19 protein-coding genes are annotated in these 21,117 nt (G+C 35.4%); 8 read left to right on the forward strand and 11 right to left on the reverse strand.

Features of this window, described 5'->3' with window-relative positions; translation table 11 throughout:
* Positions 1-71 precede the first annotated feature (71 nt).
* The 5 genes from BSF41_RS17295 (at position 72) to BSF41_RS17315 (ending at position 8,162) form a co-directional block, all read left to right on the forward strand.
* On the forward strand, positions 72-1,592 hold the full coding sequence (locus tag BSF41_RS17295) for a RagB/SusD family nutrient uptake outer membrane protein (protein WP_095930752.1): 1,521 nt from the start codon (positions 72-74) through the stop codon (positions 1,590-1,592).
* A 203-nt stretch (positions 1,593-1,795) separates the two neighbouring features.
* Positions 1,796-2,986: a glycoside hydrolase family 88 protein gene (locus BSF41_RS17300; protein WP_095930753.1), complete on the forward strand. Its 1,191-nt coding sequence runs from the start codon at positions 1,796-1,798 to the stop codon at positions 2,984-2,986.
* A gap of 72 nt (positions 2,987-3,058) precedes the next feature.
* Entirely contained in the window at positions 3,059-5,473 is a 2,415-nt protein-coding gene (locus BSF41_RS17305) for a glycoside hydrolase family 2 TIM barrel-domain containing protein (RefSeq protein ID WP_095930754.1), read from the forward strand.
* Positions 5,474-5,693: 220 nt separating this feature from the next.
* Positions 5,694-7,499 carry a glycoside hydrolase family 2 protein gene (locus BSF41_RS17310; RefSeq protein WP_095930826.1) on the forward strand — a complete coding sequence of 602 codons (1,806 nt, stop codon included), beginning with the start codon at positions 5,694-5,696 and terminating at the stop codon, positions 7,497-7,499.
* Between the two features lie 99 nt (positions 7,500-7,598).
* Entirely contained in the window at positions 7,599-8,162 is a 564-nt protein-coding gene (locus tag BSF41_RS17315; protein ID WP_095930755.1) for a DUF2911 domain-containing protein, read from the forward strand.
* Between the two features lie 66 nt (positions 8,163-8,228).
* Here BSF41_RS17315 and BSF41_RS23795 read toward each other — a convergent pair whose 3' ends face one another.
* The 4 genes from BSF41_RS23795 to BSF41_RS17330 are packed head-to-tail and all read right to left on the reverse strand — an operon-like array spanning position 8,229 to position 12,284.
* Positions 8,229-8,399, reverse strand: a complete 171-nt coding sequence (locus BSF41_RS23795; RefSeq protein ID WP_172426931.1) for a hypothetical protein — start codon at positions 8,397-8,399, stop codon at positions 8,229-8,231.
* Between the two features lie 57 nt (positions 8,400-8,456).
* Positions 8,457-10,661: a xanthine dehydrogenase family protein molybdopterin-binding subunit gene (locus BSF41_RS17320; RefSeq protein WP_095930756.1), complete on the reverse strand. Its 2,205-nt coding sequence runs from the start codon at positions 10,659-10,661 to the stop codon at positions 8,457-8,459.
* 7 nt (positions 10,662-10,668) lie between these two features.
* Positions 10,669-11,649, reverse strand: a complete 981-nt coding sequence (locus tag BSF41_RS17325; RefSeq protein ID WP_095930757.1) for a xanthine dehydrogenase family protein subunit M — start codon at positions 11,647-11,649, stop codon at positions 10,669-10,671.
* The gene (locus tag BSF41_RS17330) at positions 11,646-12,284 is read right to left on the reverse strand and encodes a 2Fe-2S iron-sulfur cluster-binding protein (protein WP_095930758.1); all 639 of its coding nucleotides are present in this window, start codon (positions 12,282-12,284) and stop codon (positions 11,646-11,648) included. The genes BSF41_RS17325 and BSF41_RS17330 overlap by 4 nt, the downstream gene beginning before the upstream one ends.
* Before the next feature lie 413 nt (positions 12,285-12,697).
* Here BSF41_RS17330 and BSF41_RS17335 point away from each other — a divergent pair, with 413 nt between their 5' ends.
* A complete protein-coding gene (locus BSF41_RS17335; RefSeq protein WP_095930759.1) occupies positions 12,698-13,849 on the forward strand; it encodes a cysteine desulfurase family protein in 1,152 nt (383 codons plus the stop codon).
* Between the two features lie 296 nt (positions 13,850-14,145).
* Here BSF41_RS17335 and BSF41_RS17340 read toward each other — a convergent pair whose 3' ends face one another.
* The 4 genes from BSF41_RS17340 to BSF41_RS17355 form a co-directional block, all read right to left on the reverse strand.
* Positions 14,146-14,763, reverse strand: a complete 618-nt coding sequence (locus tag BSF41_RS17340) for an NTP transferase domain-containing protein (protein ID WP_253251849.1) — start codon at positions 14,761-14,763, stop codon at positions 14,146-14,148.
* Positions 14,738-15,862 (reverse strand): XdhC family protein, encoded by a 1,125-nt coding sequence (locus BSF41_RS17345; protein WP_095930761.1) that lies wholly within the window; start codon positions 15,860-15,862, stop codon positions 14,738-14,740. The genes BSF41_RS17340 and BSF41_RS17345 overlap by 26 nt, the downstream gene beginning before the upstream one ends.
* 148 nt (positions 15,863-16,010) lie before the next feature.
* On the reverse strand, positions 16,011-16,481 hold the full coding sequence (locus BSF41_RS17350) for a copper resistance protein NlpE (RefSeq protein ID WP_095930762.1): 471 nt from the start codon (positions 16,479-16,481) through the stop codon (positions 16,011-16,013).
* Between the two features lie 63 nt (positions 16,482-16,544).
* Positions 16,545-17,288 (reverse strand): response regulator transcription factor, encoded by a 744-nt coding sequence (locus BSF41_RS17355; RefSeq protein ID WP_253251850.1) that lies wholly within the window; start codon positions 17,286-17,288, stop codon positions 16,545-16,547.
* Between the two features lie 134 nt (positions 17,289-17,422).
* Here BSF41_RS17355 and BSF41_RS17360 point away from each other — a divergent pair, with 134 nt between their 5' ends.
* On the forward strand, positions 17,423-18,172 hold the full coding sequence (locus BSF41_RS17360) for a DUF1349 domain-containing protein (RefSeq protein ID WP_095930764.1): 750 nt from the start codon (positions 17,423-17,425) through the stop codon (positions 18,170-18,172).
* Between the two features lie 145 nt (positions 18,173-18,317).
* Positions 18,318-18,650 (forward strand): YegP family protein, encoded by a 333-nt coding sequence (locus BSF41_RS17365; RefSeq protein WP_095930765.1) that lies wholly within the window; start codon positions 18,318-18,320, stop codon positions 18,648-18,650.
* Positions 18,651-18,704: 54 nt separating this feature from the next.
* Here BSF41_RS17365 and BSF41_RS17370 read toward each other — a convergent pair whose 3' ends face one another.
* From BSF41_RS17370 to BSF41_RS17380, 3 genes are all read right to left on the reverse strand, one after another.
* Positions 18,705-19,205 (reverse strand): hypothetical protein, encoded by a 501-nt coding sequence (locus BSF41_RS17370; RefSeq protein WP_095930766.1) that lies wholly within the window; start codon positions 19,203-19,205, stop codon positions 18,705-18,707.
* Positions 19,206-19,209: 4 nt separating this feature from the next.
* Positions 19,210-19,623 carry a hypothetical protein gene (locus BSF41_RS17375; RefSeq protein ID WP_095930767.1) on the reverse strand — a complete coding sequence of 138 codons (414 nt, stop codon included), beginning with the start codon at positions 19,621-19,623 and terminating at the stop codon, positions 19,210-19,212.
* Between the two features lie 91 nt (positions 19,624-19,714).
* Entirely contained in the window at positions 19,715-21,085 is a 1,371-nt protein-coding gene (locus tag BSF41_RS17380; RefSeq protein ID WP_095930827.1) for a glycoside hydrolase family 27 protein, read from the reverse strand.
* Positions 21,086-21,117: the final 32 nt, after the last annotated feature.

The following is a 21,117-nucleotide window of genomic DNA, read 5'->3' on the forward strand; positions in this document are numbered from 1 at the left end:
TTTAAGAATCTTAAATCTATGTTTCTATGTGTTAAAATTAATTACATCCAATTAGCTCTAATAAAAATACTATGAAAAAATATATAGCTCTTCTTTGCTTTGGAACAATGGCGTTTTTTAGCTGTTCTGATCTAGAAGAAAAACCAATAGGAATTATCCGTCCAGAGAACTTTTTTAATAATACAGACGATTTGCAGGCTGCTGTAAACGGTGCTTTTGCCAACATTGGTCACAATAATTATTGGGGAAGAGAATTTACAATTGCCCTTATGCTTCGTGACGACATGTCTGATATTGGCGACAGAACGACGCAAGCGGCTCGTATTGATGTGAACGATATGTCTATGAACGACACAAACGCACTTGTAGCTAACTTTTGGCCACAATCGTATGTAATTATCACTGCAGCAAATCAGGCGATTGAAGGTGCTAAAAAAACACCTGGTGATCCAGCAAAAGTCAACGCTATTGCAGCTCAAGCGTATTTTGCAAGAGCTTTTGCTTATTATCATTTAGTGCGCCTTTTTGGTGATATTCCGTATGTTGATTTTGTGGTGAATGATGTGAATCAGGTAAACTCGATTGGAAAAACAAAAGAAGCAGATGTTTACCCAAAAATTATTGCCGATTTAGAATTTGCGAAACAATGGCTGGAGGATAAACCAAAAGTAAAAGCTGTTCCGGGGAAAGGTACTGCCGCAGGATATTTAGCGTCTGTTTATTTGACTTTAGGAAATTTTCAAAAAGCCTATGATGAAGCAAAATTTGTGATTACCAACGAAGCTAAATTTGGTTTAGGTTTGGATGCTGATTTTCAGGATTTATTCAACGCTACTAAAACAGCTTCTTTAAAAGAGCCTCTTTTTACAATTGACTTTAATAACTTAACATCAGGAAATTACGGTCAGGATTATACCGCGTTTTTTACTGGATCTTTAAAAGATGATAGTTATAGCTACGGACAAGGATTCTCTGTTGCCGTTCCGTCTTTAAAAGTGTTCAATACTTGGGATCAGAGAGATTATAGAAGAGCGGTAAGTTTTGATACCATTATCAGAAAGAAAACCGGACCGGGAGGAGCATTACAAGTCTTTCCTTCAAGCGATAATGAAAAAGCACCACGCCCACACATTGCAAAATATTTCCGTTTTCCGGGAAAAGCAGGTGCTAATGGAAGAACGTCTCAGCACAACTACATTACCATGCGTTTTGCAGAAGTTTTATTGACGGCAGCAGAAGCTTTAAACGAAATTAATCCGGGAACAACAGAAGCTAATGGTTATGTAAACCGTGTTCGTGCAAGAGCAAGAAACAAAGCGGGTAAATTAGTTTCTTTTCCAGCAAATGTAACTCCAGGCTTATCTCAGGCAGATTTCAGAAAAATGGTTATTGATGAAAGAAGATTAGAGTTGGCTTTTGAATATGTAAGATGGTACGACATTAAAAGACTTAAAATCGGACCCGAAGTATTTGGCCCAGATGGCTTAGAACCACATGCCAATTTTGATCCAAACAAAGATTATTTGTGGCCGCTGCCTGGAACAGAATTGGCTATTAATCCGAATTTAAAACCAAATAATCCTGGTTATTAATTGAACGCGGATGAAACGGGTTTGCTATCTCAAAAGCGCGGATTGAAACGGTTTTTTTTATTACGTTTCGCATAATTGGTTTCCCGCAGATCTTGCAGATTTAGCAGATAAAAGAAAAAAAAGCCAAATCTGCGTTTTCGCAATAGCGAATCCGTCAAATTCGTGTCTAAAAATCACGATCACAAAATATATATTATTTTAATATGAAGAATGTCAGTTTCATTTCTTTAATTCTTGGGTTTGCATCGCTGGTAACAGCATGCAAATCCGGAATTAATACTCAAACAAAAACGACCTCAGCAGCGACAGAAAAACTGGAAACGCGTTACAAAATGTTACTCGATTATCCAGTAGATTCTATGTCTATGCCTAGAAGTATGAATATAAAAACTCTTGAGATTCGCAAAGTACCGTCGAGAGATTGGACAAGTGGCTTTTTTGCTGGAAATCTTTGGCAATTGTACCGATTAACAGGCGATTCAAAATATAAAGAACAAGCTCAAAAATGGACTCCTTTCAGCAAAAAGGAAAGTGTCAATAGTAATTCGCATGACGTAGGTTTTAAAGTGTTTTGCAGTTTTGGAGAAGCTCTAAAAGTGGAAGACAAGAAAGAATACGAAGCGGTAATTGTTAAAGGCGCCGAAACTTTGTGCACAAGGTTTAATCCAAAAGTGGGTTCGATTCGTTCTTGGGATTTCAACAAAGAAATTTGGGATTATCCGGTTATCATCGACAATATGATGAATCTGGAATTGCTTTTTGAAGCATCCAAAATATCTGGAAATCCAAAATACCGCGATGTTGCGATTAAACACGCCAATACAACTTTGAAAAATCAGTTTAGAGAAGACAATTCATGTTACCACGTTATCGATTATAACCCAAATACAGGCGAAGTTAGAAAGAAAACCACACTTCAAGGTTACAATGACGATTCGGTTTGGGCACGAGGTCAAGGATGGGCAGTTTACGGATTTACGATGTCGTACAGATATACAAAAGATCCTGCTTATTTAAAACAAGCCGAAGCAACGGCAAAGTTTTTTATGACGAATAAAAACCTTCCAGAAGACGGAATTCCATATTGGGATTTTAAAGATCCTAGTATTCCAAATTCGGCGCGCGATGTTTCGGCTGCAATGGTGATGGCATCTGCTTTATATGAATTGCATGGTTATACCAAAAATGACAGTTATCTGGCTTTCGCCGATAAACTGATGGCTTCGGTACAAACGGATAACTATATTTTAGATACTAAAATTAAAGCACCGTTCCTATTTGATCACAGTACAGGAAACTGGCCAAAACATGATGAAATTGACGAACCTATAATCTACGCCGATTATTATTTTTTGGAAGCTCTATTAAGAAAAAGTGACAAAGTAACAAAGTAGCAAAGCTTTTTTGCCTTTGTACTACTGAACCTTGAAATCTTTGAGCCTTTGAACCTCTGAACCTAAACACACATGAAGAAATATCAACACAATACATTTTCAATTTTTGCGCTTTTTGTTTTGTTTCAAATTTGTCTGAGCAGCAGTTTTGCTCAGACAAAGATGAACATCAATGACAATTGGCTTTATTTAGAAAATGACACTCAAAAACTAAACGAAGCGCAAAAAGCCTCCAACTGGACTTCTTTAAACTTACCGCATACTTGGAATGCCGAAGATGCAACCGACCTCTATCCAGGATACAGACGCGATGCCAGTTGGTATCAGAAGAAATTAAATATTGCGCAAATCGATAAAAACCATGTTTATTCATTATACTTTGAAGGTTCAAATGTAACCACAAAAGTATATGTAAACGGAAAAGAAGCTGGTTCGCATATTGGTGGTTATATTGGTTTTTCAATAGACATTACCAACTTTATCAAAGAAGGAAACAACGATATTTTTGTTCGTGTGGATAATAGTTATGATATTGAAATTATTCCATCTCAAAAAAGCGATTTCTTTATTTATGGCGGAATCACGCGTGATGTGTGGCTAGTTTCGAAATACAAAAATCATATCGAAAATATAAAAATTACAACTCCTGAAGTTTCTGCTAAAAAAGCTTCGGTGCAAATTGTTTCTACTTTTGTGAACCCTGAGAATTCAAAAGATTTATCATTGACGATAACTTTAAAAAACCCGAAAGGGAAAAAAGTGGCAAGTAAAACCGTTTTGGTTTCAGATAAAACTTCAACAATTACTTTCGAAAACATCAAAAACCCAGAACTTTGGGATACTGAAAAACCAAATTTATACCGACTTTCTGCTGTTTTATCAGAAAAAAATCAAATTAGAGATAGTGTTTCTGAAAAAGTAGGTTTCAGATGGTTTGAATTTAAAGATCATGGTCCGTTTTACCTTAACGGAAAACGTTTATTAATTCGCGGTACACACCGTCATGAAGAACAAGCTGGAGTTGGAGCTGCTATGAGCAACGAACAGCATTGGGCTGATATGAAATCGATTAAGGAAATGGGCGCTAATTTTGTTCGTTTAGCACATTATCCGCAAGATCCTGAAATTTATAAAGCTTGCGACGAACTTGGACTTTTGGTTTGGGATGAACTTCCTTGGTGTCGTGGCGGAATTGGAAATGAAGTGTGGAAAACCAACACCAAAAACATGCTGGAAGAAATCATCAATCAAAATTACAATCATCCAAGTATTATAATTTGGTCTTTAGGAAATGAAATCAACTGGCTTCCAGATTTTCCTGATGGAGATAACGCAGATAAAACCAATGTGTTTTTAAATGAATTGAATGATATTGCTCATAAACTTGATCCGACAAGAAAAACGGCTATCAGAAAATATTATGAAGGATCTCATATTGTAGATATCTTCTCTCCCTCTATCTGGTCTGGTTGGTATTCTGGAAGTTATAAAAGCTACCAAAAAGCAATTGATGTCTACAAAAAAGAATACAAGCATTTTATTCATGCCGAGTATGGCGGAGACAGTCATGTTGGGCGCCACAGCGAAAATCCTGTAACGGGCGAAAATGTAATAAAAGCTGAAGGATGGGAAGAAGCTATTGTACAGACTAAAGTGGCTAACATTGCCCAAATTGGCGATTGGAGCGAAAACTATATAGTTGATTTGTTTGATTGGCATTTGCATATATCCGAGAATGACCCAACGTTTGTGGGAAATATTCAATGGGCATTTAAGGATTTTGCAACGCCGCTGCGTCCAGAAGACGATATTCCATATATGAACCAAAAAGGACTTACGGATCGAAACGGAATTCCAAAAGACGCATATTATGTTTTTAAAAGTTATTGGGCAAAAGAACCTTTCGCTTACATCGAATCGCATACCTGGACGGAACGTCAAGGTCCAGAAAATACGCCAAGAACAATCAGTGTTTTCAGTAATTGCGAGAAAGTAACGCTATTTCATGATGGGAAATCTTTGGGAGAAAAACAGCGTAATCTTTCCCTTTATCCTGCAAATGGTTTAACTTGGGATGTCAATTTTAAAAAAGGAGAAAACGTTTTAATTGCCATTGGTAAAAATAAAGATGGAAAAACGGTTTCTGATACGATAAAAGTCAATTATCGCTTCAATAAAAATGATACTGCTTCTTCGCTTCAATTGTCTTCGGAAAAATTAAAAAACGGCAATTATCTGGTTACGGCAATTGCAATTGACAATAACAATTTACGCTGTTTGGATTATGAAGCGAGTGTCTATTTTCAATGTCTAAAAGGCGGAAAAACATTAAAAAACCAAGGAACACCAACGGGAAGTGAATCTATTAGAATGGCAAACGGAAAAGCTTCTATAGAGGTTATCCCTGACGGTTCTGGCAATCCGATTGAAATGACGGCGTTGAACCAGAGTTTTAAAGGGGAATATTTGAAGATTCCAGTTGAGTGAAAAGATCCTAAGTTGCTAAGGTTCTAAGATTCTAAGTTTTATCGCCTAGTTTGTCATCCTGACGAAGGAAGGATCACACTCGTAACTCTACAAAGATTGGTGACAAAGATTGCGGAGCTTCTAGTGTGATCCTTCCTTCGTCAGGATGACAAAAAAACGAATGAAAAAATCTTTGTGCCTTAGCGCCTTTGTGGCAAAATACATAATAAACAAATTTACAATGAAAAAAATTCTAACATTATTATTCCTGACGTCGTTCGCAATTGGACAATCACAAGGTTTAATTTCTAACGTGTCAAACCGAAATACTACTTCTTTAAACGGAATTTGGAATTACATAATTGATCCGTACCAAACTGGCTTTTACAGCTTTCACCTTGACCAATACGATAAACAGGAAAAACCAGCAAAAGGAGCATTTTTCACGAATTATCATGCTCAAAACAAACAGGAATTGGTAGAATATGATTTTGATAAATCGCCAACAATTACTATTCCTGGCGATTGGAATTCGCAGGTTACAGAACTGAAATATTATGAAGGAAATGTATGGTTTAAAAAGTCTTTCGATTACAATTTAGCAGCCAACAAACGTTTGTTTTTATATTTGGGAGCTATCAATTACAAAGCTGATGTTTATTTGAACGGAAAGAAACTAGGAACTCACGAAGGTGGTTTTACGCCATTTAATTACGAAGTGACTTCTATTGTTCAGCCCAAAGGCAATTATTTGGTTATAAAAGTTGATAATACGCGCCATAAAGAAGATGTTCCGACTGTGAATACAGATTGGTGGAATTATGGCGGAATCACGCGCGATGTAACTTTAATTGAAGAAGAAGCATCTTTTGTAGAAGATTACACTATTCAGCTGAAAAAAGGTAATGCGAATGTTATTTCGGGATTCATCAAGATTAATAATTTAGATCCATCAAAAAATCAGATTTCGATTGCTATTCCTGAATTAAAAATCAATTACAAAGGAAAAGCAGATGCTCAGGGAATTCTAAACTTTGAAATCCCAACGAAAAAGATTTCTTATTGGTCGCCAGAAAATCCGAAATTATATGATGTTATTGTTGACTTTAACGGAAAAAAATTAAACGACAAAATTGGTTTCAGAACAATTGAAACGCAAGGTGATAAAATCTTATTAAACGGAAAAGCAGTCTTTTTAAGAGGAATCTCTATTCACGAAGAAAATGCAAAAGGCGGACGTGCTAATTCTGAAGAAGATGCGCTGCGTTTACTAAATTGGGCAAAAGAATTAGGCTGTAATTATGTTCGTCTGGCACATTATCCGCATAACGAAAACATGGTTAGAGAAGCTGATAAAATGGGATTAATGGTTTGGGAAGAAATCCCAGTTTACTGGACTGTTGAATTTACTAATAAAAATACGTATCAAAATGCCCAAGATCAATTAACGGCTGCTATTACAAGAGATAAAAACAGAGCGAGTATTGTGATTTGGTCTATGGCAAATGAAACTCCAGTTTCTGACGCTAGAAATACTTTTATCACGAATTTGGTAAATCATACAAAATCATTGGATAATACAAGGTTAATTAGCGCCGCTTTATTAACGCATAACGGAAAGATTGACGACGAAATTGGCAAATCGCTTGACATTATTGCTTTCAATCAATATTTAGGCTGGTATGGCGGTAACTTAGAAAATGCTGAAAAAACATTCTGGACTACACCATACAACAAACCTGTTTTCGTTTCTGAATTTGGAGGTGATGCAAAAGCGGGCTTTCATGGAGAGAAAAACGAACGTTGGACAGAGGAATATCAGGAATATTTATACATTCAGAATCTAAAAATGATTGAAAAGATTCCTCACTTAAGCGGGACAAGTCCGTGGATTTTGGTTGATTTTAGATCTCCGAAAAGATTGCTTCCAGGTATTCAGGACGGTTACAATCGTAAAGGCTTAATTTCAAATGATGGTGAAAAGAAAAAAGCTTTTTACATTATGCAGGATTGGTATGCTAAAAAGAAAAAGGAGTCTCAGAATTAATTCGTTATTACCAATTCATTAACAAAAAACAAACTGTAAATTATATGATTTTTCTTCATTATTAACTTACTTTGTAGTTATTCTAAAAATTGTAATCCTATGAAAAAAATTTATTTACTGGCAGTTACATTGTTTGCTGCCTTTACAGTTCAGGCACAAGAAGTGGTGAAATTTGCTCCATTAGACAACAGCCCTGTTGATATTTCTTATTTCCCAAACAAGGCGGTTAAATTCAAAAAAACAGATAATCCAAATCCGATTATCAAAGTTATTTACGCAAGACCTTCTGCAAAAGGAAGAACTATTTTTGGCGATGTTGTAAAGTTTGGAGAAATCTGGAGAGTTGGTGCTAATGAAAATACAGAGATTAAATTCTACAAAGATGTAACTATTGGCGGTAAAAAAGTTCCTGCAGGATATTACAGTTTATTCGCTATTCCAGAAAAAGATAAATGGACGATCATTATCAATAAAGAATTGGATTTATGGGGTGGTTATGCTTATGATGAAAGCAAAGACGTTGTAAGAGTTTCTGTTCCAGTTAAATCTGTAAGCGAAACAATCGAAGCTTTATCTATTGCATTTACAACTCAAGGCAATGTAACAAATCTTGTTATTGGATGGGATAAAACAACTGTTGAATTACCAATTACGATTAAATAAGTTTTAATGATATATGCCACGAAGGCACAAAGTCGCAAAGTTTTTTAAGCTTTGCGACTTTTTTATTTAAGCACAAAGAGCCGATTTTACATAAGCTCTCAAAGCCTTATCACGCAATCTTGTCATTTCGACGAAGGAGAAATCTCCGTAAGTAGCTCCGCAGTAATAATCCATTCTTTGTCGAGTTTCTCGCGAAGATTTCTCCTTCGTCGAAATGACAAAAATGAGGTTACTCACAAAAAAATCCCTTTAAGATCTTATTCTCAAAGGGATTATTGTAATCGTTTTTTATGCTTAAACCTTTGCGGTCTCAATAATTTTATCTAATGTAATTGGTAAATCTCTAACACGTTTTCCAGTTGCATTAAAAACGGCATTTGCAATTGCAGGCGCCATTCCGACTAAAGCTGTTTCTCCTAAACCTTTTGTTCCCATTGGGTTACTGATTGGGTCTTTTTTATTAACGAAGAACACTTCTTGTTTTTCTATATCTGCATTTACAGGAACATGATAATCAGCAAAATTATTGTTGATTGGACGGCCAAAACGATGATCGATTTCTAATGCTTCCATCAATCCCATTCCGATTCCTCCTACTGCTCCACCGAACATTTGTCCCGCAGAAGTTTTCTGACTGATTACGGTTCCGATATCGGCACAAGACACAACATGAGCCAATCTTATCTTACCCAAATTCGGATTCACTAATACTTTTACGAAATGAACCGAAAACGAATAAATGGAATATTTCTTCGCTTCTTCTGCGGCTTTAGAAAGATTTTCTACTTCAAAATCTTCTAATTTATTACTGCTTAAGAGCGCCGCTAATGTAACCGATTTAGATTTGTCTTTTTTAGAAGAAACTGCACCATTTTCAAAAGTTAAATCTGTGAGAGCGATTCCTTTTAAAGCAGGATTTTTACTTCCTAATTCAATTATTTTATTCAACAATAAATTACAAGCATCATGAACAGCAGAACCAACAGACGAAGTCGTTGCCGAACCACCTTGCGTTGGGCCTTTTGGCAATCCGCTTTTTCCCATTTCGACAACTACATTTTCAGCTGACAAACCAATTACTTCAGCTCCAATAGCAGTCATCATAGTTGCCGTTCCTGGTCCCATATCATTTACACTGCATTGCAATACCAAATCTCCATTAGCCAAAAATTTTGCCTTTACAGAAGTTGGGCTTCGATAACAGCCGAAAGTTCCAGTTCCCATTCCGTAACCCACTAGCCAGTTTCCTTCTTTAACAGAACCCGGTTCATTTTTACGGTTTTTCCAGCCTATGCGTTCCATTCCAGCTTCGTAGCATTCTAAAAGAAATTTACTGCTCCAAGGTTTATTTTGTTCCTGATCTTTTTCAGCATAATTGCGTTTTCTGAATTCAATCGGATCTAGGTTTAATTTATAAGCCAATTCGTCCATTGCGCTTTCTAAGGCAAAAGAGCCTGTCGCCTCTCCCGGTCCACGCATCCAGATTGGTGTGCAAGTATCCAAAGGCACAATTCTATAACGTGTCGAAACATTGGCACAATCATAAATAAATCGGGACATGTTTACGGTACCTTCCATAAAATCCTCATAGCTTGAAGTCATTGCAACCGCTTCATGCGTTAATCCAGTCAGTTTTCCATCTTTAGTTGCCCCAAGCCCCATTTTCTGAATCGTGTAAGGCCTGAAACCAACATTGGTAAACATCTGTTCGCGATGCAGTACTAATTTAACTGGACGATTTAGTTTTTTGGCTCCAATTAAAGCCGCTATTTCATACGGCCAAGTATGCAATCCCATTCCGAAAGCGCCTCCAAGATATTCGGCGTGAACCTCAACATCTTCGACAGGCACTCCAAAAACTCCGGCAACACTTTTACGCGTTCCCTCGACACCCTGACTTTTGGTATATAAAATGGGTTTATTTCCGTCCCATTTGGCTATAATATTTGCCAGTTCCATCGGGTTATGCACCTCGGTTGGAATCGTATATTCGGTTTCCAAAATAACCTCAGCATTTTTATAACCATCATGTTCACCACGATGGTAATCATTTCCTTTATCGGTTTCGACTTTCTTTTCCTTTTCAGCTGCTTTTTTAAGTTCTGTCGAATGTTCTTCTTTAAAATAATCGGCTTTAATTAAACTCGCCGCATATCGCATACGTTCAAAAGTATCGGCAATAACCAAGGCAATGGGCTGATCGTAATACAAAACCGAATCATCCTTGAAAATCTGCAAGGGCTGACCAAAATTATGCTTGTCTTTTGCTTTTTCGTAGCCAGCAGGTTTATCCACATTTAAATGCGTAATTATAGCCAAAACTCCTGGCGCCCATTCCGCTTTTTTAGTATCAATGGTTTTAATTCTTCCTTTCGCAATCGTACTTCCTACCAAACAAGCATAAACAACGCCTGCTGTTTTATATTCTGCCGAATAAGTTGCTGAACCCGTTACTTTAGCAAATCCGTCAACTCTATTAATATTACTTGTCTTGCTCATAATTTAATTATTTTGATGCTGCTATTGTAAGTGCTTCTGCTACTGCATTCTCTCCAAGCGTTATTTTAAAATTATTATCCCCGAATCCTTTTGCACCTTTCATAGACAAATGGCCTGCTTGTTTAAATAGATCTTCAGAAACTGTTTTTCCTTTCAGGAATTTTTCTGTTTCAGTCAATCGCCATGGTTTATGTGCCACACCTCCCATAGCCAATCTGACATCATTTATGGTATTATTTTTTACATCTAAAGCCACAGCAACAGACACTAATGCAAAAGCATAACTCGTCCTGTCACGCACTTTAAGATAATGCACATTTTTAGTAAAATTATTATCTGGAATTTCAACAGCAGTAATCAATTCTCTGCTGTCAAGTGTATTGTCTTTTTCTGGTGTATTTCCAGGAAGTTTATGAAAATCAGTAAACTTAATTTCTCGTTTTCCTTTTGGACCTTCTACCAAAACTGTTGCATCGAGCGCCGCCAAAGCCACACACATATCACTTGGGTGAACGGCAATACAACTATCCGAAGTTCCAAAAACAGCTGCCATTCGGTTAGAACCTCCAATCGCACCGCATCCGCTTTTTGGTACTCGTTTGTTGCAAGGCATATCGGTGTTGTAATAATAAGAGCATCTCGTTTTCTGCAGCATATTACCTCCAACGGTCGCCATGTGACGAATTTGCTGAGAAGCTCCAGCAGCTAATGCTAACGCTAATAAAGGATATTTCTCTTTAATAGAAGCATCTTCGGCAACCTGACTATTTTTTGCCAATGCACCAATCGAAACTTTTCCTTTTAAGAACTCTATTTTCTTTAAGTCTAATCCGTTAATGTCAACCAATTTATCTGGAGCGACAATATTCTTCTTCATCAAATCCACCAGATTTGTTCCTCCCGCAATAAACATAGAAGAATCATCTTTGGCTTTTCCTGTAATTGCCGAAGAAGACGACAAAGCTTTAATTATCTGAAAGTTTTTCATATTTCCTTCCCTCCTTCCTTCACTTCCGTTATGGCGTCAACAATGTTATGATAAGCACCGCATCTACAAATGTTACCACTCATATATTCACTGATTTCTTCTCTGCTATTTGCATGGCCTTCTTTGATACAAGCAATTCCAGACATGATTTGTCCAGGAGTGCAATAGCCGCACTGAAAACCATCGTGTTTGATAAAAGCTTCCTGCATTGGGTGCAGTTTTTTTCCTTTCGAAAGTCCTTCAATCGTAGTTACCTGTGCGTTTTGCTGCATCGTTGCCAAAGACAGACACGACAAAATTCTAGTTCCATTTACGTGCACCGTACACGCACCACATTGTCCGTGGTCACATCCTTTTTTGGTTCCAGTAAGCTGTAACTGTTCGCGAAGCAAATCCAATAACGTAGTTCTTGGCTCAATATTTAGATTGTGTTTTGTGCCATTTACTTCAATAGAAAGCGGTACTGTTTCTAAATATTCCGCTATTTTTTCATCCCATTTCTTTTCTGTAGCCATAACCAATGAAGGCGGCGTCAGGGCAAGGGCGGTAAAAAGTCCTGATTTCTTTATAAAGTCACGACGCGAATTGGAATCTTCGGGTGTTACTTTATTCTGATTTGTTTTTTTAGAAGCCATTCAATCTATTTGTTAAATTAGCAAATTCGCTTTTGTCATTCTAACAAATTTAGCGATCTTATGTAAGAAAAAATTATAAAATTCAAACATTACTCTTATTTAGAATAATTACAATTTCTTTCTTTTTTTTAACCGCAAAGAGCGCAAAGGGTTTTCGCAAAGTTCGCTAAGTTATTTTTCTCTCGCAGATTTGGCAGATAATGCAGATTTTGAATACGATGAAAAGATTTACACAGATTCTTTTTGATAGAAATAAATAAAAAATCTGTTTAGATCTGCAAAATCTGCGAGAAACAAAAATTATACACATTAAAATTTTGCGTTCTTTGCGAAAACCCTTTGCGCCTTTGCGGTTAATTTTTTTCAAGTAGATTAATTCTGAAATTGTATTTTTACTGAACTAAGCCCAAATTATGCTACAACAAAAAATCATTTACCTTGATAACAATGCCACAACACGTGTTGATAAACGAGTTTTGAATGCAATGCTTCCGTATTTTACTGATTTGTATGCAAATTCAACAGGAACACATTTAGCGGGATTAACGGTAAAAGAAGCTATTGAAAACGCAGCATGGCAAACGGCAGATTTAATAAATGCCGATGCAGAAGAAATCATATTTACTTCGGGCGCGACTGAGGCAATTAATCTCGCAATTAAAGGTTTAGCCGATCAGGACCGAAAACATATCGTCACCATTCAGACCGAACATAACGCGGTTCTGGAAACCTGTCACTTTATGGAAAGCATTGGTTTTGAAGTAACTTATCTTCCTACTGATTTCCACGGACTTTTGAGCCTTCGACTTTTAGAAGAAATAATCACAGATAAAACTCTGGTTTTCATCGGAATGTTTTCTAATAATGAAACTGGTGTCATACAAAATATCAGTACAATTTCTAAAATATTGAAAGCCAAAAATGTACTTTTTATGTGTGATGCTACGCAGGCGGTTGGAAAAATTCCTGTTGATGTAAAAAAACTCGGAATTGATCTTTTGACTTTATCCGCACATAAATTTTACGGTCCGAAAGGCGTTGGCGCTTTGTATGTTTCGGCGAAAGCCAAAATAAAATTGTCTTCTCAAATTCTTGGAGGCGGACAACAAAGAAAATTACGAAGCGGAACGCTAAATGTTCCCGGAATTATAGGTTTAGGAAAAGCATCGGAAATTGCTGTAAATGAATTAGAAAAAGATCAAAATAGAATTTCTCTATTACGAGACAAACTTGAAAAAGGTTTATTACAATTTGAAGGTTCTTTTGTAAATGGAAATACAGAAAACCGAATTTACAATACTTCTAATATTTGTTTTCCAGGCGTGAATTCAGAACAACTGATTCTGGCTTTGGGAAATATTTCCGTTTCAAATGGCGCTTCTTGCTCTGCAGTTACTTCTAAGCCTTCTCACGTTTTAAAAGCAATGGGCTTGTCTGATGAAGAGGCTTTGAGTTCGATTCGTTTTAGTTTGGGAAGATTTACTACTTCTGAGGAAATTGATATTGCTATTGAGAGTGTTTTGAGTCTCGCTAGGCAGTTTGCCACGAAGACGCTAAGACACTAAGTTTTACTTTTTTAATCTCGCAAAGTCGCGGAAACGCAAAGGTTATTTTTGTCATCCTGACGAAGGAAGGATCACACGCGGGAGCCGACAAAGATTGAGGATTTACTTTATGGAGTTTCTAGTGTCATCCTTCCTTCGTCAGGATGACAAACTGGATCTAGAAAATCTGTGTAAAAAAAACTTTGTCACTCTGCAACTTTGTCCCTTTGTCCCTTTCTTCAGGATGACAAACTGGATCTAGAAAAGCTGTGTAAAAAAACTTTGTCACTCTGCAACTTTGTCCCTTGTCCCTTTCTTCAAGAAATCAACTTAAAATAATCCTCCTCTGTATCAATATCAATATTCCCTTTTTCAAAAAGAACTGAAACTACATTTTCTGTATGCTTTTTAATGAGTTTTTTAGCGCCTTCCTGCCCTTTTAACTCCAGAAGTTCTTGAAAGTATTTTTTATGAAATAAAACTGGCGTTCCTAAAGTTTCAGAGTATGATGAAGCGGCAATTCCTTTTTTTGTTTTATTGGCTTGAATAATTAAATTTTCAAAAACAGCATTTGTCACAAAAGGCTGATCGCAAACTGCTAAAATACATTGCTCACAATCTGGATTTAGAAGCAATAATTCCTTTATTCCTTTTGCAATTGAAGAAGACATTCCGTTTTCCCAGTCAGAATTAAATGCAAATGTGACTTCGGGTAAATTAAGCTCTTTTTCGATTAAATCATGGTTTGAACCTATCACGACTATTACAAATGAATTTTCAACCTTCAAAGCTTCTGAAACGGTGTTTTTCAACAAAGTTGATTCTTTATATTCCAGCAATTGTTTGGGTCTGCCTAATCTGGAAGAATTACCAGCGGCCAAAATAATAATGCCTGTTTTATTTTGAAATCTATTCTCCATAATGAATTTCATCATGTATTTTGCCTTCTTTATATTTCAGCGAAGTTCCTATTCTTTCTGAAGCTACCGCTTTTATTTCCGAAACAATCGATAAAGCAATTTCTTCAGATGTTTCTGCGCCAATATCGAGTCCAATTGGAGTATGAATTCTTTTCATCTGCTCTTCGCTTACTGTTATTCCTTCGATCAAAAGATCGTCTATCATTCGGTTGAATTTTGACTTCGGACCTAAAATTCCGATATAATGAAAATCGGTTTTTAGCAGCGCTTTTAAAACAGCTAAATCATATTTGTAATTGTGCGTCATCAAAGCAAAATAGGTCTGATCGTCAATAACAATATTCTCTAAAAATTGTTCTGGATTTACCACCGAAACTTGATCGGCTTTAGGAAACCGTTTTTTAGTTGCATGTGTTGCGCGTCCTTCGCCAATAGTAATTTTCCAGCCTAAAATTGAAGTCATTTTTACTATAGGCTGAATATCGTTTCCTGCACCAGCAATTACAAGCGAAATAGAAGGTTTTATGTATTCGATTAAAGCTTCGTTGTCGTTTTCTTCCTGAAGTTTTTTCACTACAGAAGTTTTAGTTTTCAGCACTTCTTTTACATCCGAAATTAAATTTAAAACCTCGTTATTATGATTTAAAACAGGACTGTCTTTTCTAAAAAACAAAGTTGTTCCAATCTGAAAAGCATTTCTTTTCAAAGAAAAAACGGTTACAATTACAGCTTCTTTTCTTTCTAATTCCAATTGCTGCAAAAGCTGAATTGGATTATTCGAAATCTCTTCATCAATATATTCAAAAAGAATATGAACGATTCCGTTGCATCCGAGCTGTAAACCCACTTCCGCATCATCTTCGTTATTCGTATTGTAAGTAACTAATTTATTTTGTTTTTGATGGATTGAAAGAAGTGCTTTTCGTAACGCGTCGCCTTCCAAACAACCACCACTTATTGCACCGGTCAATTCTCCATCTTCTGTAACCAGCATGCGAGCGCCAGGTTGTCGATATGACGAACCTTCAACTTTAACGACCGTTGCTAGAGCTGTTTTTTTTCCTTCGGATTTTGCTTGCGAATAGGCTTTAAGAATTTCGTTGATTTCTTTCATAGATACTTCTTCATCAATAGAAACTTAATATTGATGATACTTTTTATTAGCCTAAAAGTAAAAAAATATTACAAACTTAAAGACTGCAAAGTCATTTAAGTTTGTAATATTTTTTTTGAAAAGTCTTATTTAAACTGCCTAAATTATTTTATTCATTTAATTCTAAAAAATAATTCAGCTTAGACTTTATTATTTTTTTGTTTCTGTCTAGCAGATATAGTTTTTCGGGATTTTTACTGTAATAACCGTAATAAACCTGATCTTTTTCTGGTTTATCCCAGTTTAAAATATAGATTGTTCCATCAGGATCTTTCTCTAAACCTCTTTCGGTATTGATATTACCCATTTCTTTAAAGTTTTTTTCAGGCTGTTTCCCTTTGTATGTACTAGATAATTGAAATGTATTATCTGCAACATCAATTTTTAGAACCGTTTCTATTCCTTCACAATCTGCACATGGCAGCGTTCCTTCAAAAACAGAAATAGTATCATCTGGTTCGTTTTTTTCATTACTAGCTATAGTATCTGTCAAAACAGAATTATTTTCATCTTTACTATTTTTAGAATTACAAGATGCTATAAGAGCTGATGCAAAAGCAAGAATAATTATTTTTCTCATAATATTTTTTTTCTTCAAATATAAGGAATATTCTTACTTGTGTGTCGATTTTAAACTTAAAATCTACAGCGATATCACTCCCATAATAATAGCAGTCTGTACGGCCTCTGCGGTATTGGTTACTTTTAATTTTTCAATAATATTTTGTCTGTGGCGTCTTACAGTGTAAACCGAAATATGCATTTCTGTCGCAATTTGTTCGCTTTTATTTCCTTTTGCTACACTCGTCAAAACTTCTATTTCTCTTTTTGAAAGTATATTTTCTATATTGTTTTTATACTTTTCTGGTTCGATTACCTCGCCTGTTTGAATATTAAAAATTTTTCCGTCAATTCCAGTTCGAGGCTGCAAATCTGTTGATGGCAGATATAAACACAATGCAAGAGAGATACTTCCGTTATTAAATGTGTTCAAATAAATTGTACGGTGATTTATATACGTAATTTTATCGTTAGAATCTTTCATTCTCAAACGGCTCAAAGTACTGTAATTACTGTATTCTTCTTTTGGAATTTCTTTTAAAAACTGATAAAAATTGAGTTCTAAAACATGACGTTCAACCAAATCGTCTGAATTGATTTTAGTAAAAATACATTCTTCAAAAGCAGAATCAATTACAGCATTTTCATCTGGAAGCCCGAAAATAGAGCCGAAACTTCCGGCATAAATATAACTTTTATCGGATTGATAATCGGATAAAACGGCTACACATTGCTCTATTTTGACATAATTGATAACAAATTGTTTGTACATTTCGATATCATTTGATTCTCCAATTTCAAATTTTTGTTCTAAAAACGTAGTCATTAATTGGTTTTCTATTGAAGAATTTTGAAGCATTAGAAAGTATAATTGGTTAATTTTAGGTATTGCCTCTTTATTGAAGCCATTCTATTTTTGGAAAACTAAAAATATCACTTTCTATCCCAAAAAAATAATCTATGAAAACATTTTTTTACCACGCCATTATCCTTCTTGGTCTTTCTGCTTTAACGAGTTGCAATACTAAAAACGAAACTGCAAAAACAGCCATGAAAGAAGAAACCAAAACAGATTCTGCATTTGTAAACGGTTCTCCTTGCGACATTAAATTATCTTCTATACATTTTACAAAAGCGATAAACGGCGCCGATACGCTAATTAAAACCGAAGCTAACGAAAAAGTCATTTTTAAAGCTGGCGAAAAATCTGATTATTTTTCTGATCCAGACGGGAAATTGTCGAATACAACAGCGCCAATGCTTTTATCTGAAGTAGACAATACAAAACCTTTTACGCTTACCGCGAAAGTTACGCCTGAGTTTACAGAAAAAGGTTTGTATAATGCTGGTGTCTTATATATTTATGTGAATGATAGCTTTTATCAAAAATTTTGTTTCGAACAAGATGAAAGAGGCAATCATCGAGTTGTAACGGTTCGAACAATGGGTACTTCTGATGATAACAATCACGATATTGTAAAACAGCCTTTTGTTTACATGAAAATTTCTTCTGACACAAAAACAGTTGCCAGTTATTATTCGTTAGATAAAAAGAATTGGCAAATGGTTCGTTTATACAAAAACAATTATCCTAAAAAAATCTGGATGGGAATTAGTACTCAATGCCCTGTAGACAAAGGAACGCAGAGTATTTTTGAAGAGATTAATCTAGAAGAAAAAAGTGTTTCTGATTTTCGCTTAGGAATCTAATCTTGATCTTTTAAGTTCTTGAACAAAAACAAATTGTTATTGTTAACATAATTATTTTTTCAAATTGACGTATGATTTATATTACTAAGTTTTGTATTTTTATCTATAGCAAAATAAATATTACCTAACTTTAATAATAAACTACATGGGAAAATTTGTAATTACTACTAGAGCTAATGGAGAGTTCCAGTTCAATCTAAAAGCTGGTAATGGCCAAACCATTTTAACAAGTGAAGGCTATACTACAAAAGCGGCCTGCAACAATGGTATTGAATCTGTTAAAACCAACGCGGGAGATGATAATCGTTATGATAGAAAAGAATCTAGTAACGGTAAACCTTATTTCAATTTAAAAGCTGGAAATGGTCAAATTATTGGTTCAAGCGAAATGTACGAAAGTGTATCTGCTAGAGAAAACGGAATCGAATCGGTAAAGAAAAATGCTCCTGATGCAACTATAGATGATCAAACGGCTTAAATAAAACATATAATTAAAAATAAAAACGAGGCTCATAAACGCCTCGTTTTATTTTTATAATTCTTTCTTTTTATCAAATTCTTTTAAGATTTTGTCCAGTACTTTTTTTTCTGTCAAATAAAGTTCGTCATAGGTATTGAAATCTCTTTTTTCATTTTCCAATCTTAATTTATTCAGTATTTCAGGTTTCCCTTCTGGAAAATCTATTATCGCAACTACTGATGTAATACTGTTAGGCACCATATCAACTTCAAAACTTCTATTGTAGGAAGCATATTCTAAAACTGCTGTAACATTCAAGAAGTTTTCAACATCTCTACCTGAAAAAACAACATCGAATTTACTACCTATTGGAATGTCTGTGTAATAGGAGCAACATGCAGCTAAGATTTGATTTTCCTTCAAATTCAAACTATTAAATGGATGTTCTGGATTTTTGCTATAATAGTCTTTCATCCTTTCTTGGTCTGCAATCGACGTCAAGATCAAAATAGGAAATATTCCTTTTGAAATTACTTCTGGAGCTGATAGTTCAAGATCTGAAAATATTGCCATAATTTTATTCTGTCCAATTTACAAATTGCAATTTTCTGTTCGCTTTACATTCAATTGAAGAGATATAATATAGCTCATCATTATACCCATCATATTTTTGAGAAGGGGTAAGTTTACCTTCATTTTCCTTAATATAAAAATCGATCAATTCTAAAATTCTGATTCTATCGAATTTTTCTTCATTGTAATTCTCAATTCGGTCCAATTCTTCATAATTGATTATCACATTGTGTAAAGACAGCAATTGCTTTTTCAAATTATTCTCACCCATTATTATGATAGAATCTTCCAATGTCAATACAGCGCTTGTTGGAGATATTTTAAAAATAGGATGATAAACTGTATAAGGTTCTCCCCAATCAAACTTTTTATGTTCTGTCCAACAAAAGGGAATTGTACTTTCGTCTATATCATTCATAACTAATTTTGACTTGGAAATAAATATTCTACATTCTTTCAGCTAATATCTGAAAAAATGTAGAATATGCTAAGCTCCTTCTGAAATCATTCTATTTTTTATTTTTTAACTGATATAAAATAGAGCTGTGAGGTTTTAAATCGGCTGTTATTTCTTTTGAAGTTACTTTTGAATTTTCACCTGTCCACATATTCAAAACTTCGGCTGAAGTAGAAATTCCTAAATCGGAAAGATTCACAGAAACTTTTTGCGAAGCATTATCTGAGATATTGAATAAAGCCAGATAAACACTGCCGTCTTTTGCATTTTTTGATGTCACGGCAATTTTTCCTTCTTTCTGAAAAAGCTGTTTTACATCGCTGCTTTCGTTATGCATTTTTACGACCTCTTTATTAGTTAGTAATGATAAAGTAAAAGCATCATTACTTGGCAAATCTCCTCCAAAAAACAATGGCGATTTGAAAATATTGAAAAATGTAATCAAAGTATATTGTTCGTCTTTGGTTAAACGTGTCATTCTATCTTCGCCTCTTTCTCCCCTTACCGAAATGCGTCCTAGCGGAATCATATCGCAGTCTGGCCAAGTTCCTGGCGCGATATACGGATACCATTTTTGCGCTACATCCATTAAGTGCGTAATGTGTGGCCATGTATCCCAAACATCATCCACCATACGCCACATATTGGCATGAGTGCTTACGTGCGCCGCGGCCGAAATTGGCGTTTCTCCTGGCGATGTGCTTAATACAATTTTGCGTCCGCATTTGTCAATCGCATTTCTAATTAAATTGATTTCAGCTTCATGATACGGTCTTGACAAATCATCAATTTTAATAAAATCTACTCCCCATTGTGCATATAATTCAAAAATAGAATCATAATATTCCTGCGCTCCGGGTTTGTCAGCCACAACGGTATAGTTGTCTCTCAGCCATTCGCATTGCAAAGCGGTGGTATAAACCTGATCTGCTGTAATTCCGTTTGCTCCTTTTATGGGCAGTTTATCTTCAACTGCTTTTTTAGGAATGCCACGCATGATATGAATTCCGAATTTTAATCCTTTTTTATGAATGTAATCTGCTAAAGGCTTAAAACCTTGGCCGTCTTTTGCTGAAGGAAATCGGTTAACTGCTGGCAGATATCTTCCGTATTGATCAATTACGTAACGCGGATCGGTCTGGTTATAGCCTCCTGCTTTGTCGTTTTCTACAAACCAACGAATGTCGACTACGATATATTCCCAGCCAAATTTCTTCAGTTCTTTTGCCATATAATCGGCGTTGGCTTTTACTTCGTGTTCTTCAACTGTTGGTCCGTAACAATCCCAGCTATTCCATCCCATTGGAGGAGTTTGAGCCCATTGTTTGAATTCTTCTTTTTGAAATGCTTTGGTTTGAGCATTTGATAATGTAGACAGAAAAAATATTCCTATCGCCATTGTACATAAGTTTTTGATTTTCATTGCAAGTATGGTTAAGTGTAAGTTATACACTT

Source organism: Flavobacterium sp. ACN2 (genome assembly GCF_002303885.1).
In the GTDB taxonomy this organism is placed as follows: Bacteria; Bacteroidota; Bacteroidia; order Flavobacteriales; family Flavobacteriaceae; genus Flavobacterium.